The organism is Reyranella sp., from assembly GCF_965229815.1.
Taxonomy (GTDB): domain Bacteria; phylum Pseudomonadota; class Alphaproteobacteria; order Reyranellales; family Reyranellaceae; genus Reyranella.
Genome location: NZ_CBDDJN010000006.1, coordinates 331,939 through 354,522, shown reverse-complemented (window position 1 = coordinate 354,522; position 22,584 = coordinate 331,939). Strand labels below are relative to the sequence as shown.

At 68.9% G+C, this 22,584-nt stretch carries 19 protein-coding genes; 5 read left to right on the top strand and 14 right to left on the bottom strand.

The features are described from left to right. Window positions 1-66 precede the first annotated feature (66 nt). The gene (locus ACO073_RS13005) at window positions 67-747 is read left to right on the top strand and encodes a hypothetical protein (protein WP_421997864.1); all 681 of its coding nucleotides are present in this window, start codon (window positions 67-69) and stop codon (window positions 745-747) included. After that, window positions 744-1,760 carry a hypothetical protein gene (locus ACO073_RS13000; RefSeq protein ID WP_421997863.1) on the top strand — a complete coding sequence of 339 codons (1,017 nt, stop codon included), beginning with the start codon at window positions 744-746 and terminating at the stop codon, window positions 1,758-1,760. The genes ACO073_RS13005 and ACO073_RS13000 overlap by 4 nt, the downstream gene beginning before the upstream one ends. A gap of 190 nt (window positions 1,761-1,950) precedes the next feature. Here ACO073_RS13000 and ACO073_RS12995 read toward each other — a convergent pair whose 3' ends face one another. Beyond that, window positions 1,951-2,856 (bottom strand): hypothetical protein, encoded by a 906-nt coding sequence (locus ACO073_RS12995; RefSeq protein ID WP_421997862.1) that lies wholly within the window; start codon window positions 2,854-2,856, stop codon window positions 1,951-1,953. 155 nt (window positions 2,857-3,011) lie between these two features. Between ACO073_RS12995 and ACO073_RS12990 the strand changes: the two genes are divergently transcribed. After that, complete coding sequence (locus ACO073_RS12990; RefSeq protein WP_421997861.1) at window positions 3,012-4,712, top strand: hypothetical protein; 1,701 nt, start codon at window positions 3,012-3,014, stop codon at window positions 4,710-4,712. Window positions 4,713-5,000: 288 nt separating this feature from the next. Here the strand turns inward: ACO073_RS12990 and ACO073_RS12985 are convergent, their stop codons facing one another. The 6 genes from ACO073_RS12985 to ACO073_RS12960 form a co-directional block, all read right to left on the bottom strand. Continuing rightward, window positions 5,001-6,092: a malate/lactate/ureidoglycolate dehydrogenase gene (locus ACO073_RS12985; protein ID WP_421997859.1), complete on the bottom strand. Its 1,092-nt coding sequence runs from the start codon at window positions 6,090-6,092 to the stop codon at window positions 5,001-5,003. A 1-nt stretch (window position 6,093) separates the two neighbouring features. Further along, a complete protein-coding gene (locus ACO073_RS12980) occupies window positions 6,094-6,858 on the bottom strand; it encodes an SDR family oxidoreductase (protein ID WP_421997858.1) in 765 nt (254 codons plus the stop codon). A gap of 129 nt (window positions 6,859-6,987) precedes the next feature. Beyond that, entirely contained in the window at window positions 6,988-8,088 is a 1,101-nt protein-coding gene (locus tag ACO073_RS12975; RefSeq protein ID WP_421997857.1) for an ABC transporter ATP-binding protein, read from the bottom strand. A gap of 12 nt (window positions 8,089-8,100) precedes the next feature. Continuing rightward, complete coding sequence (locus tag ACO073_RS12970; RefSeq protein ID WP_421997856.1) at window positions 8,101-9,018, bottom strand: carbohydrate ABC transporter permease; 918 nt, start codon at window positions 9,016-9,018, stop codon at window positions 8,101-8,103. Further along, window positions 9,018-9,947, bottom strand: a complete 930-nt coding sequence (locus tag ACO073_RS12965; RefSeq protein ID WP_421997854.1) for a carbohydrate ABC transporter permease — start codon at window positions 9,945-9,947, stop codon at window positions 9,018-9,020. Before ACO073_RS12965 ends, ACO073_RS12970 begins: the two co-directional genes overlap by 1 nt. Before the next feature lie 92 nt (window positions 9,948-10,039). Continuing rightward, window positions 10,040-11,380 (bottom strand): ABC transporter substrate-binding protein, encoded by a 1,341-nt coding sequence (locus ACO073_RS12960; RefSeq protein ID WP_421997853.1) that lies wholly within the window; start codon window positions 11,378-11,380, stop codon window positions 10,040-10,042. Window positions 11,381-11,556: 176 nt separating this feature from the next. Between ACO073_RS12960 and ACO073_RS12955 the strand changes: the two genes are divergently transcribed. Beyond that, entirely contained in the window at window positions 11,557-12,768 is a 1,212-nt protein-coding gene (locus ACO073_RS12955; protein ID WP_421997852.1) for an aminotransferase, read from the top strand. 3 nt (window positions 12,769-12,771) lie between these two features. On the opposite strand, the gene ACO073_RS12950 is transcribed toward ACO073_RS12955, so the two are convergent. Then, on the bottom strand, window positions 12,772-14,409 hold the full coding sequence (locus ACO073_RS12950; protein ID WP_421997851.1) for an FAD-dependent oxidoreductase: 1,638 nt from the start codon (window positions 14,407-14,409) through the stop codon (window positions 12,772-12,774). A gap of 101 nt (window positions 14,410-14,510) precedes the next feature. Between ACO073_RS12950 and ACO073_RS12945 the strand changes: the two genes are divergently transcribed. Continuing rightward, window positions 14,511-15,383 carry an alpha/beta fold hydrolase gene (locus tag ACO073_RS12945; protein WP_421997850.1) on the top strand — a complete coding sequence of 291 codons (873 nt, stop codon included), beginning with the start codon at window positions 14,511-14,513 and terminating at the stop codon, window positions 15,381-15,383. A 340-nt stretch (window positions 15,384-15,723) separates the two neighbouring features. Here the strand turns inward: ACO073_RS12945 and thiD are convergent, their stop codons facing one another. Genes thiD through ybgF form a run of 6 tightly spaced genes read right to left on the bottom strand, consistent with a single transcriptional unit; the run spans window position 15,724 to window position 22,552 of the window. Continuing rightward, complete coding sequence (gene thiD / locus ACO073_RS12940) at window positions 15,724-16,521, bottom strand: bifunctional hydroxymethylpyrimidine kinase/phosphomethylpyrimidine kinase (RefSeq protein ID WP_421997849.1); 798 nt, start codon at window positions 16,519-16,521, stop codon at window positions 15,724-15,726. Continuing rightward, entirely contained in the window at window positions 16,518-17,867 is a 1,350-nt protein-coding gene (gene glmM / locus ACO073_RS12935; protein ID WP_421997847.1) for a phosphoglucosamine mutase, read from the bottom strand. Before glmM ends, thiD begins: the two co-directional genes overlap by 4 nt. 10 nt (window positions 17,868-17,877) lie before the next feature. After that, entirely contained in the window at window positions 17,878-18,741 is an 864-nt protein-coding gene (gene folP / locus ACO073_RS12930) for a dihydropteroate synthase (RefSeq protein WP_421997846.1), read from the bottom strand. Window positions 18,742-18,787: 46 nt separating this feature from the next. Beyond that, the gene (ftsH, locus tag ACO073_RS12925; RefSeq protein WP_421997844.1) at window positions 18,788-20,737 is read right to left on the bottom strand and encodes an ATP-dependent zinc metalloprotease FtsH; all 1,950 of its coding nucleotides are present in this window, start codon (window positions 20,735-20,737) and stop codon (window positions 18,788-18,790) included. 25 nt (window positions 20,738-20,762) lie between these two features. Then, the gene (tilS, locus tag ACO073_RS12920) at window positions 20,763-21,845 is read right to left on the bottom strand and encodes a tRNA lysidine(34) synthetase TilS (RefSeq protein ID WP_421997842.1); all 1,083 of its coding nucleotides are present in this window, start codon (window positions 21,843-21,845) and stop codon (window positions 20,763-20,765) included. Then, window positions 21,842-22,552: a tol-pal system protein YbgF gene (gene ybgF, locus ACO073_RS12915; protein ID WP_421997840.1), complete on the bottom strand. Its 711-nt coding sequence runs from the start codon at window positions 22,550-22,552 to the stop codon at window positions 21,842-21,844. Before ybgF ends, tilS begins: the two co-directional genes overlap by 4 nt. Window positions 22,553-22,584 lie beyond the last annotated feature (32 nt).

The window sequence follows — 22,584 nt, the reverse complement described above, 5'->3', positions numbered from 1 at the left end:
TCGCAGCATAAATGCATATGATATGTTGAGTATAGTATCCGCAGCTTGGGGGAGGCATCACGGCGGATGTCGACCGAAAGCGACTATCTCGACTGGCGTCGCAAGCCAGCTGTCGGCTGCATGTTTGCCCGCTTTCTCGCGGCTCGCTATGGCGACCATCCGCAGCGCATTGTTTCTGTCCCCACAGGACGAGGGGCAGTCCGCGCCGCAGCCGATCTCGCCACCAAGGTCGAAATGCTTGTCAGCGATCCTGAAGTCAGCGCCGCCACCATCCTTCTCCCGGGGATTAGCGACCTGGAAGAAGCGGCGCGCGTCATGCTCGGTCTAAGAGATCATGCGCAATGGTCCGTCACAACGGGCATGCTCGCCCCTCCGCCACCACAGCAGATGGTGACCATGCATATCGCGAGGCAGATTCCCTTTGGCTCAGGAACTTGCCCATCTGAAGCGCTTGTACTCGGGCCTTACGTTGAGTTTCCCACGACCAGGCGCGCACCGATCACGGCCTTGGAGATTTTTGTGGGCGTTCCATTGGACAATGATCCGAAAACCGGCACTCCTACGGTAAAGGCCAATCTCGCTCATATCGAGCTGGAGTCTCTACCAGCGGCCACGTTCGACAAGCTTTGGGAACGGTCGATCGAAGGCCGAAAAGGGTCTCTTGGCGGTGACGACAACCGTGCCAAAGCAAAGGTGTCGATGGTTGTGCCTCTCGTCATGGCTCAACAGCTCGGGTGCCTGCCATGACTCAGAACGTCGTAGTCATCGGACACGCCGATGCAGACGGCCATTTGATCACCGAGCAGGTCCGTCGCAATCTCGCCCGGATTGAGACATTCAAGGTCAACACGGTCGTTGATCCGCAGCGGACCCGGGACCACAAGGCGTGGCTTAACCTTGAAGCGTTTCCAGAAGTACTCAGGGCCGACTTGGTATTCTTCGTCGACCTCATGTTCGCGCCCGCGTCATTCGTCCAAGAAGCCGAGGCGCTAGTCAAGTTTGTGGGACGCTATCCCGAGAAGAAGTTCTTTCTGTTTGATCATCATCCGCTTCCACTTCGCCGTCTAGGCGCAGCGCGAAACCTGCGCGTCATCTATAGGCCCGAGGTGTTCGACTGCGCGCTCGGCCCGAGGTCCGGTATGATGGTCGTGGCCGCACTGTGCGAGAAGCAACGACAGCAGGTCGCCGACGTTCTCACGGACAAGCACGAGATCTTGGCGGAAGGAATGCGTCGGGCCGCTGCCCTTGGAGGCACACTCCCTGGCGAGAAGCTCCTTGCTCTCCTCAAAGCCAATCACTGGGACGCTGTTGCAGAGCTGGGTAAGGAAGCTCGTGACCAGCACCGGTTGCCGCGCGGGCGACGACCGGCCGGCAAACAGACACCGACGTTACGGACTATGGACAAGACCGCGACCGATCTGCTTAGCAGGTCATCAAGGGATGAACGGCGGGAGGCCAAGCCAATGTCATACGATTTCGACGTTGCTGAGCAACGCTACTCTTACGAATCGGGGCGACGCGCGCGCGAAACCAATAAGGTCATCTCGGGAAGGGATCTCGAAGCAATAATCACTCTTTTGGAGGTTGCAGCCTTATCCTTGACCACAGAGGAAGGTGCGACGTTCTCCAGGGAGCGCCTTGTATCCGAGGCACGCGACCTCGGCGGTCCCGATGTCGACCTTCAAGATGGCGACATCGATATCGTCCTGAAAAAGCAGGGATTCTTGGTGAGAGTTGGCAAGGAATTGCGCTTGCGCTAGCGGCGCCAAGCTTCACTCGTGACGTCATCGGGAGCTGCGTGCTGTTGACATCCTGCACGTCAAGAATCGGAAACCTAGTCATTCCCGCGAAGGGACTTGAGCTTATCACCGTAGGAAGCAGGTGTAGGATTTGGCTCAATCGGCAGAGGTGCTTGCACTCTCGCTTTTGCATCATCTTCCGCCTGCTCGATCAAAAGTCGAGCGCGCAGACGATAGCTAGCACAATCTCACTCCCGACCACCGGCAGGTAGTCCGTGGCGTAGTGATGGAAGTCCCGTCCGCGGTCGCCCATCGCCCGCGACTGGCCGTCCCGGCCGACGAAGGACCGCGGGTTGAGCACCGGCATCCCCGCCTGCCGCGCAGCCTCGATCACCTTTTCGATGTGGGCGACGCGCTCGGCCAGCAGGGTGCCGTCGGGAAGACGGACGGCGACGTGCGGCACGACCAGGATCGGGATGGCAAGCCGGCGATGCAGCTCGGCGAGACCGTCGGCGATCTCGGCCGCCGAGAGGGTGACGAGCACGATCTCGCGCAGCAGGCGTTCGTGCATCGGCGTCAGCCGCCCGGACCGGCGCAGCGCCTGCTCGGCGGCCTCGACGACGGCGGCGGCCGGCGCGTGGCCGGCGTGGGCGTCGGCCCACCAGGCCGTGCCCGCCTCGCCGGCCGGCTCGACGATCTGGCGATGGATCTCGTTGATGTTGAGCGCATGGCCCATCGCCCCGTAGTGCCGGTCGGTGCACACCTCGACGACCACGCAGCCGGCGGCGGCCAGCAGCGCGGGACGGGGCGGCGGCCGCCAGCCGCCGCGGAACACGAAGGGCGCGATGTCGTCGGGCAGCACGGCCTCGCCCGCCAGCAGCCGCGCGAGCTGCAGCGTCTCGCGTATGTCGTGGACGAAGATCGGCCAGGGGGCGCGGATGTGGCGGGCGAGCGGATCGACCGTGCCCATCCGGTGGGCGGCCGCCAGAGGGTCGTGGACGCGGCACGAGCCGAAGGCGAAGACGCGCGGCCGGTCGCCGGCCCCCGGCCATCGCCCCCGCCAGCGGTCGAATCCCTTCCAGGCGCGCACGGCGTCCAGGGGCGACCACGCGTCCATGGTCCTCGGTGCTTTCCTTCCGATGCAGACGACCCGAACGGTAGCAGCAGACGAACCGCCTCCGCCACGGCCCGCGCGGCGATGGTCCGCGACCCGACGGTCCGCAAGGTGCCGCATTGCACGCCGGGCCGTTCTGGCCGAAGCTCCGCCCCGCCGTGACGTCCCTGGTCCTCGCCGACTCTTCCCCGCGCCAACCGCCGTCTCCCGCCGCCACCCTCGCCGATCTCGCCCTGCTGGTGCTGGGCGGCAGCGCGCTGCTGATCGGACTGATCGTCTGGTTCGACAATGCCCAGGGCGGGCTGACCGGCAACGGCGTGTTCAAGAGCCTGGAGCTCCGGCCCTGGGTGACGGACCCGGCCACCGCGCCGCTCTATCCATCGAACTATCTCTGGTATCCGCTCTACGGCGCGCTCTGCCGGCTGCTCGACCTGATGGGCGTGTTCGCGGGCGATCCGCGGCGGCAGATGACCATCCTGAACGCGGTGAGCTGCAGCCTCTGCCTCGCCGCGGTCTACCTGCTGGTCCGCACCGTCACCGGCGACCGGCGGGTGGCGCTGCTGGCCGCGCTGTTCCACCTCGCCTCGAGCTTCGTGATGTTCCTCGCGATCATCAACGAGGACATCATGGCGAGCTACGCGGTGCTGTTCGCCGCCCTGGCGCTGGGCAGCGTCTGGCTGGCGCGGCCGACGGCGCTGCGCGTGATCGCCGTCTCGGTGCTGTTCTCGCTGGCCTGGCTGATGGAATGGCGGCTGATGTTCCCCAGCCTGCCCGCCCTGCTGGCGGCGCTGTGGCTCTGCGAGCCCCGCCCGGCGCGGCGCCTCGGCTGGATCGCGCTGTTCCTGGCCGCCCTGGTCGCGACCGCCGCCGTCGTCGCCTGGGCCTGGCAGGGCCACGACAAGTCGGTCGGGGCGTTCGAGCTGATCTGGACCGGCAAGGCCGTGCGCTCGGTGTGGGCCGGCTTCACCTGGGCCAAGGTCGGCTACCTGTGGGACGGCATGGTGGCCTACCTGCTGGGCGCCGGCGTGGCGGCGATCCCCGGCCTCCCGGGCTGGGACATCTGGCGCTACACCGCCACGGTCTGGATGGTGGCGGTGGCCGTCGTGGCCGTGCCGATGCTCTGGCGCGCCCGGCAGGACCCGCGAGCGCGCGCGCTGGCCGCGGTGTTCGGCGTCACCTTCGTCGCGGGCTGCGTCTTCAACCTCTATTCCCAGCCGCAGGATCCGCAGATGCAGATCAACGTCATGGGCTGGCTGACCGTGGCCTGGGCCCTGGTGCTGGTCGCGGCGCGCGACCGCTGGGGCGGGCGCGGGCTGGCGGCGCTGGGCGGCCTGTCGGTGGCGCTGTTCGCCTACAACGTCTGGAGCCTCGCCCCGCTGCGCGGGCTCGACAGCGCCTGGCAGCACGCCATCGAGCGGCTGGAGCGCGAGGCCGCTCCCGACCGCACGGTCTGGCTGATGCACGATTTCGACTGGGCCATGGTCTACGGCTCGCTGCACTGGGGCACCAACGAGCCCGGCACGGCGGCGCTGGGCCCGGCGCCGCAGAAGCAGCCGCGCTTCAAGTGGATCGGCTTCACGGGCCAGGTACTGCGCCATCCCGACTGGAGCGACGAGCGGCTGGTCGCCGACCTGCGCACCGAGATCGACCACGCCCTCGACCTCGGCTACGCGGTGATGGTCGTGCGCCTGTGGGACATGGACCTGCCCCAGCTCGAGGTCGCGACCGGCATGGTGGCGAACAGCGCCCGGCTGGAGGCGCTGCGCCGCCTGCTGCACGACGACTATGTCGCCACCCAGGCCTTCGTCGATCCGGTCGCCGGCGCGATCGACCGGCTGCGCAAGCGGCCGGGGCGCTAGGGCGTTCGGTCGACTCATTGCTGGGGGCGCTCCACTTCAGGCGGAGTAACCTCCGCCGATAGAGCGTAATGGCGTTGGCTCCGTCGTCCCGACCGGAGCGCGAAGCGCGGAGCGGAGGGACCTTCTCTCCACGATAAGCGGCTTGTCGTGGAGAGAAGGTCCCTCCGCTCCGCCTCGCTACGCTCGGCTCCGGTCGGGACGACGGAACCGACTTCAACTCATCAGCTTTAGTGTCGCGCCCCCGGCAGGAAGACGAGAGCGCCAGGAATCTGGCGCCCGCCCTCGCCCTTACGCCGTCGCCTGCTGGATGCGGCGCTCGTCGAGCCCGACCGAGCGGGCGGTCTCGACGATGGCGGCCCAGGTGTCGTCGGGCAGCGGCACGCCGTCGGCCAGGCGCTGGGCGCGCGTGCGCGCCTCCGGCTCGCCCGGCACCAGGACCTCGCCGCCCGAGGCCGCCGGCCGCGAGCTCTTCACGAAGTCGACGTACTTGGCGACGTCGCGCGGGAAGAAGCCGACGGGATCGAAGACCTTGGGATCGACGTAGAAGGACAGCATGCCGTTGGCGAAGCGGCCGCGGTCGGGATCGGTGGCGCCGGTGCCCGAGAGCGCGCCGCCCAGGATCTCGCACATGAAGGCGAGGCCCGAACCCTTGTGGTCGCCGAAGGCGCGGATCGCGCCGGTGCCCTTGCTGTGCTGGCGCGGGCCGGTCGGCGTGTAGTCGCCGTAGAGCAGGTGCGGATCGCTGCTGGGCTGCCCGTCCGGGCCGATCAGCGCGCCGTCCGGCACCTTCTTGCCGCCCTGGCTCGCCACCAGCACCTTGCCCTCGGCCACGACCGAGGTGGCGAAGTCGAGCACCAGCGGCGCCTGGCCCGGCCGCGGCACGCCCACGCAATAGGGCGCGGTCGAGAACCGGCGCTCGACGCCGGCGAAGGGCGCCACCAGCACGCTGCCCGAGGCGTTGACGAAATGGACCGACACGAGCCCGGCCTCGGCCGCCATCTCGGCCCAGTCGCCGACGCGGCCGACATGGCCGGCGTTGCGCAGGGTCACGGCCGAGAGGCCGTTGCGGCGGCCCTTGTCGATGCCGATGCGCACGGCCTGCGGCGTCACCGTCTGGCCGAAGCCGTACTTGCCGTCGACGACGGCGATCACCGGCGTGTCGACCAGCACGTCGACCGTCACGTCGGCGACCACGGTGCCGGCCTTCTTCTGCTCGGCGTAGCGCGGCACGCGCACCACGCCGTGGCTGTCGTGGCCCGACAGGTTGGCGCTGACCAGGTAGCGGCCGATGCGGTCGCCTTCCTCCCTGGAGCATCCTGCGGTGGCGAAGATGTCCGCGACGAAGGCCTCGAGCGCCTTCGCCTTGATGGTGAACGTCATGTCAGGACTTGGCGCGCTGCAGGGCAGCGACGTAGCCGCGGTTCCAGGTCGGGTTGATCATGACCTCGTTGATCACGACGTGCGCCGGCAGGCAGGCGATATAGCGGATCAGGTCGCCGACATCCTCCGACTGGGCCATGCGCGCCCGCTCGGCCTTGGTGATGGGCACCGGCCGCTTGTCGAGGATGGGCGTCGCCACCTCGCCGGGGCAGACCGCGCAGGATCGGATGCCGTTGACGCACTCCTCCATGTTGATCGTGTGGCTCATCGCCACGACGCCGTGCTTGGCCGCCGAGTAGGCGGCGCCGCTCAGGATGCTGGGATAGCGGCCGGCCATCGACGAGGTGTGGATCAGCACGCCGTCCTTGCGCTTGCGCATCATCGGCAGCACGGCGGTGACGCAGTAGAAGGCGCTGGCGAGGTTGCCGTCGATCACCGTCTCGGCGCTGGCCGGGGTGAGCTGGCTCCACTTGCGCTCGAGGATGTTGAGGCCGGCATTGTTGACCAGGATGTCGCAGCGGCCGTAGGCCTTCTCGATGCCTTTGGCGATGCGGGTCACGACCGCGGCCTTCATGAGGTCGCCCGCCTTGACCTCCGACTTGCCGCCCGCCTTCTTGATCATGGCGGCGGTCTGGTCGAGAGGCCCCTTGCGCCGCCCCGTCAGGACCACCGTGGCCCCCTCCTTCGCAAGCGCGATCGCCGCCGCCTGGCCAATACCCGAGCCGGCACCGGTCACCCAGGCGACCTTGCCCGTCAACGCAGCCATTCGATTCTCCTTGAAACTGGCTCCCCGTCATCCCGAGCGCAGCGAGGGACCTTTCGTTGCTTTGCAAAGGTCCCTCGGCCTTCCGGCCTCGGGATGACAGCGGCGAGCCGAGAAGCTCGCCGCTGTCAATTAAAGCACTTTGCCCGTGCTGTCGTCGATCAGATGCATGTTGCTGAGGTCCGCCCGCAGCTTCATGGGCTTGTCGGTCGACGCCCCGGCGTTGGGGTTGACGCGGCCGCAGACCTCGACGCCCGAGATCGTGAAATAGACCAGCGTCTCCATGCCCATCGGCTCGACCACGTCGATCGACATGTCGAAATCGTGCTGGTTCGGCTCGATGTGCGGGCGGGTCTCGAAGATGTGCTCGGGCCGGAGGCCGAGCACGAGGTTGGGCTTGCCGACATAGGGCGTGTAGCGCGCGGTGCGGTCCGCGGGGACCGGGAAGCCCAGCTTGTCGCTCAGGCGCACGCGGAGCGCGCCCGCCGCCTGCTCGAGCTGGCAGGGGATGAAGTTCATGGCCGGCGAGCCGATGAAGCCCGCGACGAACTTGGTGGCCGGCGAGTGGTACAGGTCGTTGGGCGACCCGACCTGCTCGATCAGGCCGGCGTTCATCACCACCACCCGGTCGGCCAGCGTCATGGCCTCGATCTGGTCGTGGGTCACGTAGACGGTGGTGGTGCGCACCTTCTGGTGCACCTTCTTGATCTCGGTGCGCATCTGCACGCGCAGCTTGGCGTCGAGGTTCGAGAGCGGCTCGTCGAACAGGAAGACCTTGGGATCGCGCACGATGGCGCGGCCCATGGCGACGCGCTGGCGCTGGCCGCCCGAGAGCTGCTTGGGCTTGCGGTCGAGCAACTCGGTGATGTCGAGGATCTGCGCCGCCTGCTTCACGCGCCGGTCGATCTCGTCCTTGGGCGTGCGCTTCAGCTTCAGCCCGAACGACATGTTCTCGTACACGTTCATGTGCGGGTAGAGCGCGTAGTTCTGGAACACCATGGCGATGTCCCGGTCCTTCGGCGGCACGTCGTTGACGACGTCGCCGCCGATCGCGATGTCGCCGCCCGAGATCTCCTCGAGCCCGGCGATCATGCGCAGGGTCGTGCTCTTGCCGCAGCCGGAGGGCCCGACGAGGACGATGAACTCCTTGTCGGTGATGTCGAGGTCGATGCCCCGCACCGCCAGGACCTCGTCGTACTTCTTGATGACTTTACGCAACGTAACCTGTGCCATCGTCGGTAACCCTCAGCCCTTCGTCGCGCCGGCCGTCAGGCCTGCGATGTAGTAGTCCATAAGGAAGGCGTAGATGATGAGCGGCGGCGCCGCGCCGAGCAAGGCGCCGGTCATGATCTGCCCCCAGTTGAAGACGTCGCCCTTGATCAGCGTCGTCACGATGCCGACCGGCAGGACCAGCTCCGTCGTCGACGTGGTGAAGGCGAGCGGATAGAGGAACTGCGCCCAGGCCACCGTGAAGCAGAAGATCGTCGCGGCGATGATGCCGGGCAGCGCCACCGGGATGAAGATCTTGGTGAGCGTCTGCGTCCAGGTCGCGCCGTCGATCAGCGCCGCCTCGTCGAGCTCCTTGGGGATCGACGCGAAGTAGCCGATCATGATCCAGGTGCAGAACGGCACGGTCAGCGTCGGATAGAGGATGATGAGCGTCCACCAGTGGTTCATCAGCTGGATGCCCATCGTCTCGTTGACCCAGGCGAACATCTTGAACAGCGGGATGAACAGCAGGGTCTCGGGGATCAGGTAGGTGAGGAACACGCCGGTGGCGAGCGTCGCCGATCCCCAGAACTTCATGCGCGCCAGCGCGAAGGCCGCGATGACGCTGATCGCCATCGTGATGATCACGGTGAGGACCGCGACGATCGCCGAGTTCCGGAAGAAGATCAGGTACTGGTTCTGCGTCAGCAGCTCGATGTAGTTGCTGAGCGTCGGCGAGTTGACCCACCACGGGTTGGTCGCCGCCGAGATCTCCTGGCTCGACTTGAGCGAGGTGATCAGCATGTACACCGGCGGCATCAGGAAGAAGATCGCGAACAGCACGAGGAAGAAGTAGGACCAGCGCAGTGCCCAGCGCCGGTCGCGGCTCATGCTGCCGTACTTCTGGCCCGCGATGGTCGTGGCCGTGGGGGAAGCGACTGTGGCGTTTGCCATTAGACTTCACTCCCCCGCTTGGTGATGTCGCGCAGGATGAAGGTCGCGGCGACCGCCAGGATCGGCACCATGAACAGCGACACGGAGGCGCCGAGCGGGATGTCGCCGCTCTCGATGCCGACGCGGAACGCCCAGGTGGCGAAGACGTGCGTGGTGTTCAGCGGATCGCCCTTGGTCAGCACGCGCACGATGTCGAAGTTCGCGAAGGTCACGATCAGCGAGAACAGCGCGGTGATGGCGATGATGTTGCGCATCATCGGCAGGGTCACGTACCAGATGCGCTGCCACCAGGTGGCGCCGTCGATCGAGGCCGCCTCGTAGAGCTGCTCGGGCACGGACTTCAGCGCCGCGAGGTACATGATCATGAAGAACGGCGAGCCGATCCAGACGTTGACCAGGATGACCGAGAAGCGCGCCCACCCGGTCTCGCCCACCCACGGGATGCTGTCGAAGCCGAGGTTGTTCAGGATCCAGTTGAAGGCGCTGTAGGACGGGTCGAACAGCCACAGCCAGGCGAGCGTGCTCATCGCCGGCGGGATGACCCACGGCACCAGGAGCATGCCGCGCCACTTGCGCTGGCCCTTGGTCGGAATGTTGTGCACGAAGTGCGCGACCACGAAGCCGATGATCGCCTTGAAGATCACGGCGGTGATGGCGAACAGGCAGGACTGGTAGACGACCATCCAGAAGGTCTCGCGACCGAACAGGAAGGTGAAGTTGTCGTAGCCCACGAACCGGGTCATGCCCTTGTTGAGCATCGCCAGGTAGACCGCGTAGCCCGCCGGATAGGCTACCAGGACGAGGATGAGGAGGATGAGCGGCAGGGCCATCAGGAAGGCGATGGTCGACTTGCGCTGCATCAATTTGTGGAGGCTGCTCCGATTGTCGCCTGTGGCCCTGACGGCCCCTCTGGCGGCGATGTCTGCCATTGTACTCTCCGGGCGTTCTCAGTCCCTTTTACCGAGCCGAATGGGCGCCGCCTCCCGGCGGCGCCCCTCGACCTTGTTCTTGTTGTGCGCGCCTAGTTGCGCATGAAGCCTTCGATCTCCTGCGACGCCCAGTCGAGCGTCTTCTCCATGGCCTCGCCCTTGCCGTGGCGGACGACCATCTGGGTCATGATGCCCTGGGTGTAGATCTGCTCGGCGATCTTGTGCGGCGCGGGCGCTGCGGCGATCGAGAGCTTCTGGTGGTTGTGCGGGTTGGGATAGTGGTAGAGCGTGCCCTTCGGCGGCGCTTCCTCGGCCCAGGTCTTGAAGGTGGTCAGCTTCTCGAACGACGGCAGGTCGTAGCCGGCGCTCGCCTGGACCATCTTCTCGGCCGACGTGGCCTGGCTGAGGAAGGTCAGCAGGCTCTTGGCCGCCGGCTGGTTCTTGCTGAAGTTCCAGACGCCCCAGAAGTACGGCAGGAACGGACCGAAGCGGCCGGCCGGGCCGGCGGGGAAGCCGTGCGTCCAGCACTGCTCGGCGACCTTCGGCGCGTCGCGCTTGGCGACCGCCCAGGCCGACGGCGGGTTGCAGATCAGCGCACCCTTGCCCGACACCAGCCACTTGTTGTTCGAGGCGTCGTCCCAGGCCGGCGCATCTTCCGGCAGGAACGACATCAGCTTCTTGTAGTAGTCGAGCGCCTTGCGGACATTGTCCGACTTGACGGTGATGTCGCCCTTGGCGTTCACGAGCTCGGCGCCGAAGCTGTGGAAGATGGCGCCCGCGGTGTCCACCGAGTCCGACGTCGTGCCGAGGCCGAGGCCGAAGGCATGGCCGCCCTTGTTGCAGGCTTCCGCCGCCTTCAGGAAGGCGTCGAGCGTCCAGGCGTCGGCCTTGGGGGCGGCGCCGGCCGGATACATCGCCTGCACGTCGATGCCGGCGAGCTGCTTCATGAGGTCGATGCGCGAGCACGGCCCCTTGATCTGGCTGCCGACCGTCGCCGGCACCGCGAGCCACTTGCCCTTGAGGTTGCCGAGATACTCGACCGTGCCGTTGACGGCGCCGTTCTCCTTGATGAGCGGCTCCATGATGTCGTTCATGGGGACGAGCTGCTCGGAGTAGCGCGAGGGCAGCCAGGTCGAGAAGGCGAGAACGTCGTGGCCGGACTTGGCCTGCGATTCGGCGGCGGTGGTCAGCAGGAGCTTGTTGCCCTGCGAGGTGATGAAGTCGAGCGTGACCTCGACCTTCTCCTTGTCGGCCCATTCCTTCACGAGCGCTTCGGTCGCCTTGTTGGCGCCGGGAACCCAGTGATCCCAGAATCCGAGCGAGAGCTTGCCGGCCGCATACGCGCCGCGTACGAACGGTGCGGCAACCATCACCGTCGATGCGGCTGCAGTTCCCGCAACGAAACGACGACGGCTTACTTTCCTTGAAACCATACTATTCCTCCTGTCGCACTTACTAAACTGACTCTCATCCGGGAGCCTTGCGGGCGACGATAGGCACAAGCTGCGGCGCAGGCAACGCCTTTCGAGCCAAGGGATGGGGTCCGTTGTTTGACAGGCCGGTGCAAGACCCGGATGCTCCGGCCGCGTTTCGCAACGGGAGGACGTTCGTGCAGAACGGCAGTGTGAATTCCATCCACGGCAAGGAAGGCATCCCTGGCGTGAACCCCTGGCTCGCCGCCGTCGAGCCCTCTCCGATCGGCGAAACCCGGCGATGGGTGCTCGGCCGCACCTTTCCGGCCGAGCGGCCTCTCATCGACCTCAGCCAGGCCGTGCCCGGCTACCCGCCGGCCATCGAGCTGCGCCGTCATCTCGGCGAGCTGCTCCTCGACCCCGCGATGCACGGCTACACGCCGATCCTGGGGCTGCCGGCGCTGCGCGAACGCTACGCCGGCCATATCTCGTCCTTCTATGGCGCACCGGTCACCGCCGGCGAGGTCGGCATCACCTCCGGCTGCAACCAGGCCTTCTGCCTCGCCCTGATGAGCCTCGCCAAGGCGGGCGACCAGGTGATCCTGCCGCGGCCGCACTACTTCAATCACGACATGTGGATGCGCATGCAGGGCGTCGAGCCGGTGCCGCTCGACTTCCGTCCCGGCTCGGGCGCGGTGCCGTCGGCGGCCGACGCCGAGCCGCTGATCGGCCCCCGGACCCGCGCCATCGTCCTGATCTCGCCGAACAACCCGACCGGCGCGGTCTATCCGCGCGAGACCCTGCACGAGTTCTACGAGCTCGCCCGCCGGCGCGGCATCGCCCTCATCCTGGACGAGACCTACAAGGACTTCCTGCCCGAGGGCGAGCGGCCGCACGAACTCTTCGCCGATCCCGGCTGGCGCCGCACCCTGGTGCATCTCTACAGCTTCTCCAAGGTGTTCGCGCTCACCGGCTACCGCGTCGGCGCGGTCACCGCCGGCGCCGAGCTGATCGCCCAGATCGAGAAGGCGATGGATTGCGTCTCGATCTGCCCGCCGCGGCTCGGCCAGGAGGCGGCGCTGTACGGGCTCGGCAACCTGCTGCCCTGGGCGCGGCGCAACACCGAAGGGCTCAAGGCCCGGGCCGACCTCCTGGGCCAGGGCCTGCAGCGTTCCAACCGCTGGCGCCTGGTCAGCATCGGCGCCTACTTCGCCTACGTGGAGCATCCCTTCGCCGGCCAGCGCTCGACGGAGGTCTCGCGGCGCCTGTCCGACGAGGAGAACCTGCTCACCATCCCCGGCGACATGTTCGGCGCCGGCCAGGAGCGCTTCGTGCGGCTGGCCTTCGCCAACGTGGCCGACGACAGGATCCCGGCGGTGCTCGAGCGGCTGGAGCGGTTCGGCGCCTGACGGTCAGTCGGCGAGATAGGCGTGCAGGGCCGAGACGACCTGCGCGCCCTCGCCCACCGCCGCGGCCACGCGCTTGACCGACCCCGACCGGACGTCGCCGACGGCGAAGATGCCGCGGCGGCTGGTCTCCATCGGCCGGCGCCCGCCGTCCCAGCCGGGATCGGTGCGGACGAACCCCCTGTCGTCGAGCGCCACGTCGCATTGCGCCAGCCACGCCGTGTTGGGCTCCGCGCCGATGAACAGGAAGACGTGCCGCATCGGCCGCTCGGTCTCGCGCCCGGAGGGACGGTGCCGCCAGCGCACGGTCTCGAGGTCGCCGTCCCTTCCGTCCAGCGCCACGATCTCGGTCTCGGTCAGCACCTCGATGTTGGGCTGGGCCGCGATGCGCTCGACCAGATAGCTCGACATCGTGTCCTCGAGCCCCCCGCCGCGCACCAGCAGCCACAGCTTGGCGACACGCGGCGCGAGGTAGATGGCGCCCTGCCCCGCCGAGTTGCCGGCGCCGACCAGCGCGACCTCCTGGCCGCCGCACAGCTTGGCCTCGAGGGGCGAGGCCCAGTAGTGCAGCGCGCTGCCCTCGAAGTCGGCCACGTTGGCCACGTCGAGGCGCCGGTAGCGCGCGCCGCTGGCGATGACGACGGCGCGCGCCTGCAGCTGCTCGTCGCTCGCGAGGGTGAGGCGGAACCGGTCGCCGAGGCAACGGACGTCGGCGACCTCGTCGGGGATCGCCATGTCGACGCCGAACTTCAGCGCCTGGTTGAAGGCGCGGGCGGTGAGCGCCAGTCCCGAGATGCCGGTGGGGAAGCCGAAATAGTTCTCGATCCGCGCCGACGCCCCGGCCTGTCCGCCGAAGGCGCGGCTGTCGAGCACGATCGTCGACAGCCCCTCCGAGCCGGCATACACCGCGGTCGCGAGCCCGGCCGGCCCGGCGCCGACGATGGCGACGTCGTAGACCTTTGCCGGATCGATCGCGCCGACCAGGCCGATGCAGCGCGCCAGCGTCACCTCGCTCGGGTTGCGCAGCAGCTCGCCGTTGGGGCAGAGCACGATCGGCAGGTCGTGCGGCCCGACCTTGAAGCGCTCGATCAGCGCCCGCGCGCCGGCATCGCTGCCCGGATCCAGCGTCTGGAACGGGTGGCCGTTGCGCGACAGGAAGTTCTGCAGGCGCAGGACCGCGCCCTGGTCGGCGCGACCGACGATCACCGGCCCGCCGGCGCCGCTCTGCAGCAGGAGCACGCGGCGCAGGATGAACAGGCGCATGATGCGCTCGCCGAGTTCCGCCTCCTCGATCATCAGGTCGTGCAGCCGGTCGGGGGCGACCAGCACCGCCTCGACCGGGCGGGTGGCGACGGCGTCGACCAGGCTCGGCCGGCCGGAGAGCGCGGTGAGCTCGCCCGACACGCCGCCCGCCCCGTGGGTGGCGACGAGGTCGCGCCGGCCGTCGGCCTCGCGGCGGCTCATCTCGACCTCGCCGGACAGGATCACGTACATGCCCGGACTGGCCTTGCCCGACTCGGCCAGCGCCTCGCCGGCCGCGAAGGAGCGCAGGCTGCCGAAGCGGCGCAGCTTCGCGAGGTCCTGCTCCTGGAAGACCGGGAAGATCTGCTCGTGGCGGGGACTGAAAGGGGCGGGCGCGCTCATGCGCGCAGTCTAGCAAGGGCCGGGCCGGTCGTTTTTCCTTTTGGCACGGGGGAAAGCCCGTATCGTTGCCCCTCGACGCGAACGGAGACGGGAGACAGGCAATGCCGCAGGCGACGACCCCCGACGGTGTGAAACTCTACTTCGAGGAGGCCGGCCAGGGCACGCCGATCCTGTTCGTCCACGAGTACAGCGGCGACTGGCGCAGCTGGGAACCGCAGATGCGCTTCTTCGCGCGGCGCTACCGCTGCATCACCTACTCCTTCCGCGGCTATCCCGGCTCGGACGTGCCGGCCGAGGCCGCGATGTACGGCCAGAAGCACGCGATCGACGATGCCCGCCACATGCTCGACCATCTCGGGATCGACAAGGCGCACATCGTCGGCCTCTCGCAGGGCGCCTTCGCGACAGCGCATTTCGGGCGGCAGTATCGCGACCGGGCGCTGTCGCTCACGCTGGCGGGAATCGGCTCGGGCGCCGGCCGCGAGGGCCACGAGCGCTTCAAGACCGACGCGCAGGCCACGGCCCAGCGCATCCGCCGCGCGGGCATGGCCACCTATGCCGAAAGCCTGAACAGCAACCCGACGCGCTCCCGCTTCCGGCTGAAGGATCCGCGCGGCTTTGCAGAGTTCGTGAAGCACCTGTCGGAGCACGACGACACGGGCTCGGCCAACACCATGCAGGAGTATCAGGGCAAGCGGCCGTCGCTCTACGACTTCGAAGCGGAGTGGAAGGCGCTCGACCTGCCCGTGCTGATCGTCTGCGGCGACGAGGACGAACCCTGCCTGCAGCCCAGCCTCTGGCTGAAGCAGGTGCTGCCCAATGCCGGCCTCGCGATGTTCGCCAAGACCGGCCACACGGTGAACATCGAGGAGCCCGACGCCTTCAACCGGGCGCTATGGGACTTCCTCGTGCTGGCCGAGGCCGGCAAGTGGCTGCCGGCGGCGCCGGTCGACAAGAACGCCGCGCTGATCTGAACGGCGGGGCGCGTCCTCTCGTGTCTTCCGGACCGCGAGCCTCCGGCTCGCTCGAGACAATGAGCGAGCCGGAGGCTCGCGGTCCGAAAGACCAGCGCATGATGACTCGAGATCAATCTTGCTGGGCGCGGGCCGTTCCGTGGCGCTTGTCTCTGCCTCCCCAAGCGGGGCTTGGGGAGGTGTCCGCGCAGCGGACGGAGGGGTCAGGGGCATCGCGGTTGGACTCCATGACCCCTCCGGCCCTACGGGCCACCTCCCCGCGCTGATGCGCAGGGAGGAAAGACGAGAGCGCCATGGAATGGCGTGCCCCCAGCAATGAGTCGATCAGATGTGATCGTGCTCAGGAACGAACCGTCACCGCATGATTGAGCGGGCCGTGGCCGCGGCCGAGGCCGGGGGCGGTCTCGATGGCCCGCCGGACATAGGCCCGCGCCCGCCGGACCGCCTCCACGAGGGTCATCTTCTGTGCGATGCCGGCGGCGATCGCCGAGGCGAGCGTGCAGCCCGTCCCGTGGGTATGACGGCTGGCGATACGACGGTCCTCGAAGCGCTCGAGGCTCCCGTCGCGCTGCAGCAGCAGGTCGACGATCGTGTCGCCCTCGAGATGGCCGCCCTTCAGCAGCACGGCCTGCGCCCCGAGCCCGATCAGGTGCTCGGCGGCGCGGCGCATGTCGCTCTCCTCGCGGACCGGGAAGCCCGCCAGCACCTCGGCCTCGGGCAGGTTGGGCGTGACGAGCGCCGCCATCGGCAGCAGCGTGTCGCGCAATGCGGCCTCGGCCTCGCTCAGCAGCAGGCGATGGCCGCCCTTGGCCACCATCACCGGATCGACGACCAGCGGCACGTCCGGCGCGTGGCGCGCCAGCGTCGCGGCCACCGTGGCGATCACCTCGGCGCTGTGCAGCATGCCGGTCTTGACCGCATCGGCGCCGATGTCGGTCAGGACCACCTCCATCTGCTGCGCGATGAACGCCGGATCGATCGCCACGACGCCGTGCACGCCCTCGGTGTTCTGGGCGGTGAGCGCCGTGATCGCGGTGGCGGCGAAGCCGTCCAGCGCCGTGACCGCCTTGATGTCCGCCTGGATGCCCGCGCCGCCGCCGGAATCGGACCCGGCGACGATCAGCACGCGGCCCTTCATGCCGCCTGCCGGGGGATCGCCTCGATGATCTGGTCGACGACCGTGCGCACGAGCTCCGAATCGTCACCCTCGGCCATCACCCGGATCAGCGGCTCGGTGCCCGACTTGCGCACCAGGATGCGCCCGCCGTTGCCGAGGCGCTCCTCAGCCGACGCGATGGCGCGCGTCACGGCGTCGGCCGACAGCGCCGCATTGGCGTCGCCGACCCGGACGTTCTTCAGGAGCTGCGGCACCGGGTCGAAGGCGTGGAAGGTCTCGCTCGCCGGCCGGCCGCTCTTGATCATCGCCGACAGCGCCTGCAGCGCGGCCATCAGGCCGTCGCCCGTCGTCGCATGGTCGGTCATGATGATGTGTCCCGACTGCTCGCCGCCGAGATTGAAGCCGTCGGCCCGCATGCGCTCGAGCACGTAGCGGTCGCCGACCGCCGCCCGCTCCAGCCTGAGCTTGCGCGCCGCCAGGAAACGCTCGAGGCCGAGATTGGACATCACGGTGGCGACGATGCCGCCGCCGACCAGCCGGCCCTCGCCCGCCCAGCGGTCGGCGATGGTCGCCATCAGCTGGTCGCCGTCGATCAGGCGGCCGCGCTCGCAGGACAGCACGACGCGGTCGGCGTCGCCGTCGAGGGCGATGCCGATGTCGGCGCGGTAGGCGACCACCTGCTCCTGCAGCTTGCCCGGATGGGCCGAGCCGCAGTTGCCGTTGATGTTGAAGCCGTCCGGCGAGACCGCGACCGGGATCACCTCGGCGCCCAGCTCCCAGAGCACGGTGGGCGCCACCTTGTAGGCGGCCCCGTTGGCGCAATCGACGACGATGCGCAGCCCCGTCAGGTCGAGCCCGCGCCCGGCCGAGGCCTTCACCGCCTCGATGTAGCGGCCCTCGGCGTCGTCCAGCCGCCTGGCGCGTCCGATCATGTCGGCCGCCGCCAGCCTGACCCCGCCCGACGCCCGCACCAGCGCCTCGATCTGCGTCTCGACCGCATCCGACAGCTTGAAGCCGTCCGGGCCGAACAGCTTGATGCCGTTGTCCTCGTAGGGATTGTGCGAGGCCGAGATCATCACGCCGACATCGGCGCGCATCGACCGGGTCAGGAAGCCGACGGCCGGCGTCGGCAGCGGTCCCAGCAGCAGCACGTCCATGCCGACCGACAGGAAGCCGGCGGTCATGGCCTGCTCGATCATGTACCCCGACAGGCGGGTGTCCTTGCCGATCACGACGCGGTGGCGGTGGTCGCCGCGGTTGAAGACCTGGCCGGCCGCCATGCCGATTCGCATGGCGATCTCTGCGGTCATGGGCTCGCTGTTGGCGCGTCCGCGCACGCCGTCGGTGCCGAAAAGGGAACGGGACATCGCCGGAAACCTAACGCATCGCCTGCGAGACCGCGAGGGCCTGCCGCGTCCCGGCGACGTCGTGCACTCGCAGCAGCACTGCACCGCGCCGGCTGGCCTCGACCGCCAGCCAGATCGAGGCCGGATCGCGCCGCCGCGCTTCCTCGACGCCGGTCAGCCGGCCGATGAAGCTCTTGCGCGACGCCCCGATCAGCACCGGATGGCCGGCATCGGCCAGCCGCCGGCAGCCGGCGACCAGGGCGAGGTTCTCCTCGACGCTCTTGCCGAACCCCAGGCCGGGATCGATGGCGATGTCCGCGGCCCGGACGCCGGCCGCGCAACAGGCCTCGGCGCGCGCCACCAAGAAGTCCCGCACCTCCTCGACGACGTCGCGGTAGCGCGGCACGACGTACTTGTCCTCGGCGCGGCCCTTGCGGTGCATCAGCACCACGGGCGTTCCCCGCCCGGCGACCAGCGGCAGCAGCGCCGGATCGTCCTGCAGCGCCGACACGTCGTTGACGACGCGCGCGCCGGCATCGAGGCAGGCCCGCGCCACGGCGGCGCGCCTCGTGTCGACCGACACGGCGACGTCCCGCCGCGCGAGCCCCTCGACGACCGGCAGGACGCGCCGCAGCTCCTCGTCGGCATCAACCGGTCGCGAGCCGGGCCGCGTCGACTCGCCGCCGACATCGACGATGTCGGCGCCCTCGCTGACGAAGCGCAGGCCGTCGTCGACGGCCCGCGCCGGGTCGAGGCGTTCGCCGCCGTCGGAAAAGGAATCCGGCGTCACGTTGACGATCGCCATGATCCTCGGGCGATCGAGAGCGAGGCCGGCGAAGCGGATGCTCGGGGAGCGGGCGGGCGCGAGAGGAACGGGCGCGGGAGGGATGGTCATGGCCGGCGATCCGTCCGGCGATGCGCCGGACGGAGGGGCCGCAGGGTCAGACGCCCGGCTGCGGCTCGGGGCTGGGGCCCGGACCCGGGCTGGCGCCCTGGCCGGAGCTGGTCGGCACCGAGGCGCGGCGGCGGCGGTCGTGGCTGCCGGCGCCGCCGGTGTCGTCGCGCACGATCTTCTCGCCGCGCAGGATCTGGCCGATCTCGTCGTTGCTCAGCGTCTCGTACTCGAGCAGCGCCCGGGCGATCATGTGCAGGTCCTCGAGATGGTCGGTGAGGATGCTGCGGGCCTTGCCCTCGGCCTCCTCGATCAGGCGGCGCACCTCCTGGTCGATGAGCTGGGCGGTGGCCTCGGAGACGTTCTGCGTCTGCGTCACCGCGTGGCCGAGGAACACTTCCTGCTCGTTGGCCTGGTAGCGCACCCGGCCGAGCTTCTCCGACATGCCGTAGGCGGTGATCATGCCGCGCGCCGTCTGGGTGGCGACCTGGATGTCGCTCGCGGCACCCGTCGTCACGTTCTCGGCGCCGAAGATGATCTCCTCCGCGGTGCGGCCGCCGAACATGATGGCCAGCCGCGATTCCAGGAACTGCTTGGTGTGGCTGAGATGGTCGCGCTCGGGCAGCTGCATGGTGACGCCGAGCGCCCGGCCGCGCGGGATGATCGTGACCTTGTGCAGCGGATCGCTCTTCGGCACGTGCATGGCGACCAGCGCATGGCCGGCCTCGTGATAGGCCGTGAGCTTCTTCTCCTCGTCGGTCATCGCCATCGAGCGCCGCTCGGTGCCCATCAGGACCTTGTCCTTGGCGTACTCGAAGTCGGCCATGGTGACGAGCCGCTTGCCGACGCGCGCCGCGCGCAGCGCCGCCTCGTTCACGAGGTTGGCGAGGTCGGCGCCGGAGAAGCCCGGCGTGCCGCGGGCCAGCACGCGCGGGTCGACGTCGGGCGCCAGCGGCACCTTGCGCATGTGGACCTTGAGGATCTTCTCGCGGCCGCCGACGTCCGGGTTGGGCACGATGACCTGGCGGTCGAAGCGGCCCGGGCGCAGCAGCGCCGGATCGAGCACGTCGGGGCGGTTGGTCGCGGCGATCAGGATGACGCCCTCGTTGGACTCGAAGCCGTCCATCTCGACCAGCAGCTGGTTCAGCGTCTGCTCGCGCTCGTCGTTGCCGCCGCCCAGGCCGGCGCCGCGATGGCGGCCGACCGCGTCGATCTCGTCGATGAACACGATGCAGGGGGCGTTCTTCTTGGCCTGCTCGAACATGTCGCGCACGCGGCTCGCGCCCACGCCCACGAACATCTCGACGAAGTCGGAGCCCGAGATGGTGAAGAACGGCACGTTGGCCTCGCCGGCGATGGCGCGCGCCAGCAGCGTCTTGCCCGTGCCCGGCGGGCCGACCAGCAGGCAGCCCTTGGGGATCTTGCCGCCCAGGCGCTGGAACTTCTGCGGGTCCTTCAGGAAGTCGACGATCTCCTCGAGCTCGGACTTGGCCTCGTCGATGCCCGCGACGTCCTCGAAGGTGACGCGGCCGTGCTTCTCGGTCAGCAGGCGCGCCCGCGACTTGCCGAAGCCCATGGCGCGGCCGGTGCCGCTCTGCATCTGGCGCAGGAAGAAGATGTAGACGCCGACCAGCACCAGCACGGGCAGCCAGCTCACGAAGATCGAGCCGAGGTTGACGCCCTCCTCCGCCGGCCCGGCATCGACGCGATCGACGTTCTTGATCAGCATCGGCATGAGCTGCTCGTCGACCGGCGTCGACGGAACGTAGGTCGCGAACTTCTGCACGCCGTTGCGCGGCTCGCGGAAGGTGCCCGTGATCGTGTTGCCCTGGATGCGGACGTCCTGGACCTGGCGCTGCTCGACGGCGCGCACGAAGTCGGAATAGGAGACCGTGTTGCCCGTCGACCGGGTCGTTCCGCCCTGGAACACGCTGTACAGCAGGGCCAGCAGCAGGACGATGACGATCCAGAGGGCGGCGTTGCGGTTGAAAGGGTTCACGGGCTCTGTCCGGTTGGATGGAATGTCATTCTAGATGGGAAGCTGCGGACGCACCGCAAGCAAAATATGCGGCGGGAATCAAGGGCTGAGCCCCGGTTCCGGCAAATCTCCTGCCATGCTCGGGCCGGACAATCCAGCCCGGCGGGCCGCCTCCGGCACCCTGCCGCAGCTCCAGCCGGCAGGCGGACAGGGTGAAGTCCTGGCCCCGTCCCGACTTTCCCCGCGGTCCGGCGGCCCCCAGCCGGGTCGCGGCACGCGCCAGCCGGTCGCGCCGCGGCGGATGGTCCCGCCCCCCGACCGACTGCACCACGCGGCTGAGCAGCCGCGTCCGCACGCCCTCCTCGAGCCCGGCGAACGCCGTCGGGTCGATGACGATGCCGTCTTCCCGGTCGGCCAGGGAGGCGACGGCGGCGGTTGCCAGCGCGCGCTCGCGGTCGGCACGGATGGTGGCGGACGGCGCCGGCACGCCGCCCGGAGCGCCGGCCAGGCGCAGCCGCGCCCGCTCAAACCGCGGGTCGAGGTTGGAGGGATCGTCCAGCCAGGCGATGCCGTTGGCCTCCAGCGTGGCCGTAAGGCGCGCCCGGCCCACCGCCAGGAGCGGCCGCAGGAGGCGGACCTCGGGCAGCTCGACCACGGCCGCCATGCCGGCGAGCCCGTCGCCGCCGCTCTGCCGGGCCGCGCGCATGGCGACGGTCTCCGCCTGGTCGTCGGCATGATGGGCGAGAAGGAGGTGCAGGATGCCGCGCCGGCCGCAGGCCTCGCGCAGCAGCGCGTAGCGCGCCGCCCGCGCCGCCGCCTGCACGCCGCTCGCGGGCTTGGCCCCCGTCCAGCACAGGATCTCTTGCCTGCAGCCCAGCGCCTCGAGCGTCGCGGCAGCCTGCGCCGCCTCGCCCGCCGAGGCGGGCCGCAATCCATGATCGACGATGAGGCCCACGACCGCGCCGCCGCGCGCCACGGCCCACCTCTGGGCCAGCAATGCGAGTGCCAGGGAATCGCGGCCGCCGGAAACGGCCACAGCCACGGTGGGCGGCCGCTCGAACGGCCCGAGCGGCGCCATCAGCTGCGCGAAGGCGTCGGCGTCGAGAGGCTGGCGAGCGGGCGCGCTCACCCGCAGCCGTTCTTCCGGCGCTCCTGATCGATGCGGCGCTTCTGCAGATCGGTGGCGCGCGGATAGTCGTTGCTGAACTTGGAGAAGACGGCGCAGGCATCGGCCTTGCGGCCGAGCACGGCCAGCGTGATGCCGAGCTTGAGCAGGTTGTCGGGCCCCTTGGCGCTGGTCTTGTACGTCTTGTAGCCCTCGGCGAACGCGGCCATGGCGCTCTGGTAGTCGCGCCGCGCGTAGTAGCTCTCGCCCAGCCAGTACTGCGCATTGCCGGCCAGGCTGCTGCGCGGGTTGCTCTGGAGGAACGTCTTGAAGCCGCGCTCGGCGCCGGCATAGTCGCCGTCCTGCAGCTTCTTGAAGGCGTCGTGATAGGCCTGCTCGCCGGACGCCGCCGGAGCCGCCGCGGGCGGCGGTGGCGCCGCCGCGGAATGGCTCGGGCCCGGGCGCGTCGCCCCGCCGCCCGGACGGCCGCCGCCCCCGCCCTTGTCCAGCTGGTCGAGCCGGTACTCGTAGTCGGCCTGCATCTTCTCGAGCTGCTGCTGAAGCTGCTGGTTGCGGTGCTGCAGCTGCTCGAGCTGGCCCGTCAGGTTGGTGATGGCCTGCTGGAGCTGGTTCAGCCGGTCCTCGATGTAGACCGGATCGACGCGCTGCGCGCCGGCCGCGGTCGGCAGCACGAGAGCCAGGACGATCAGCGGGAGAAGGCGGTACTTCATGGGTGGACGGCGACAGTTTGAGGGGAAACACG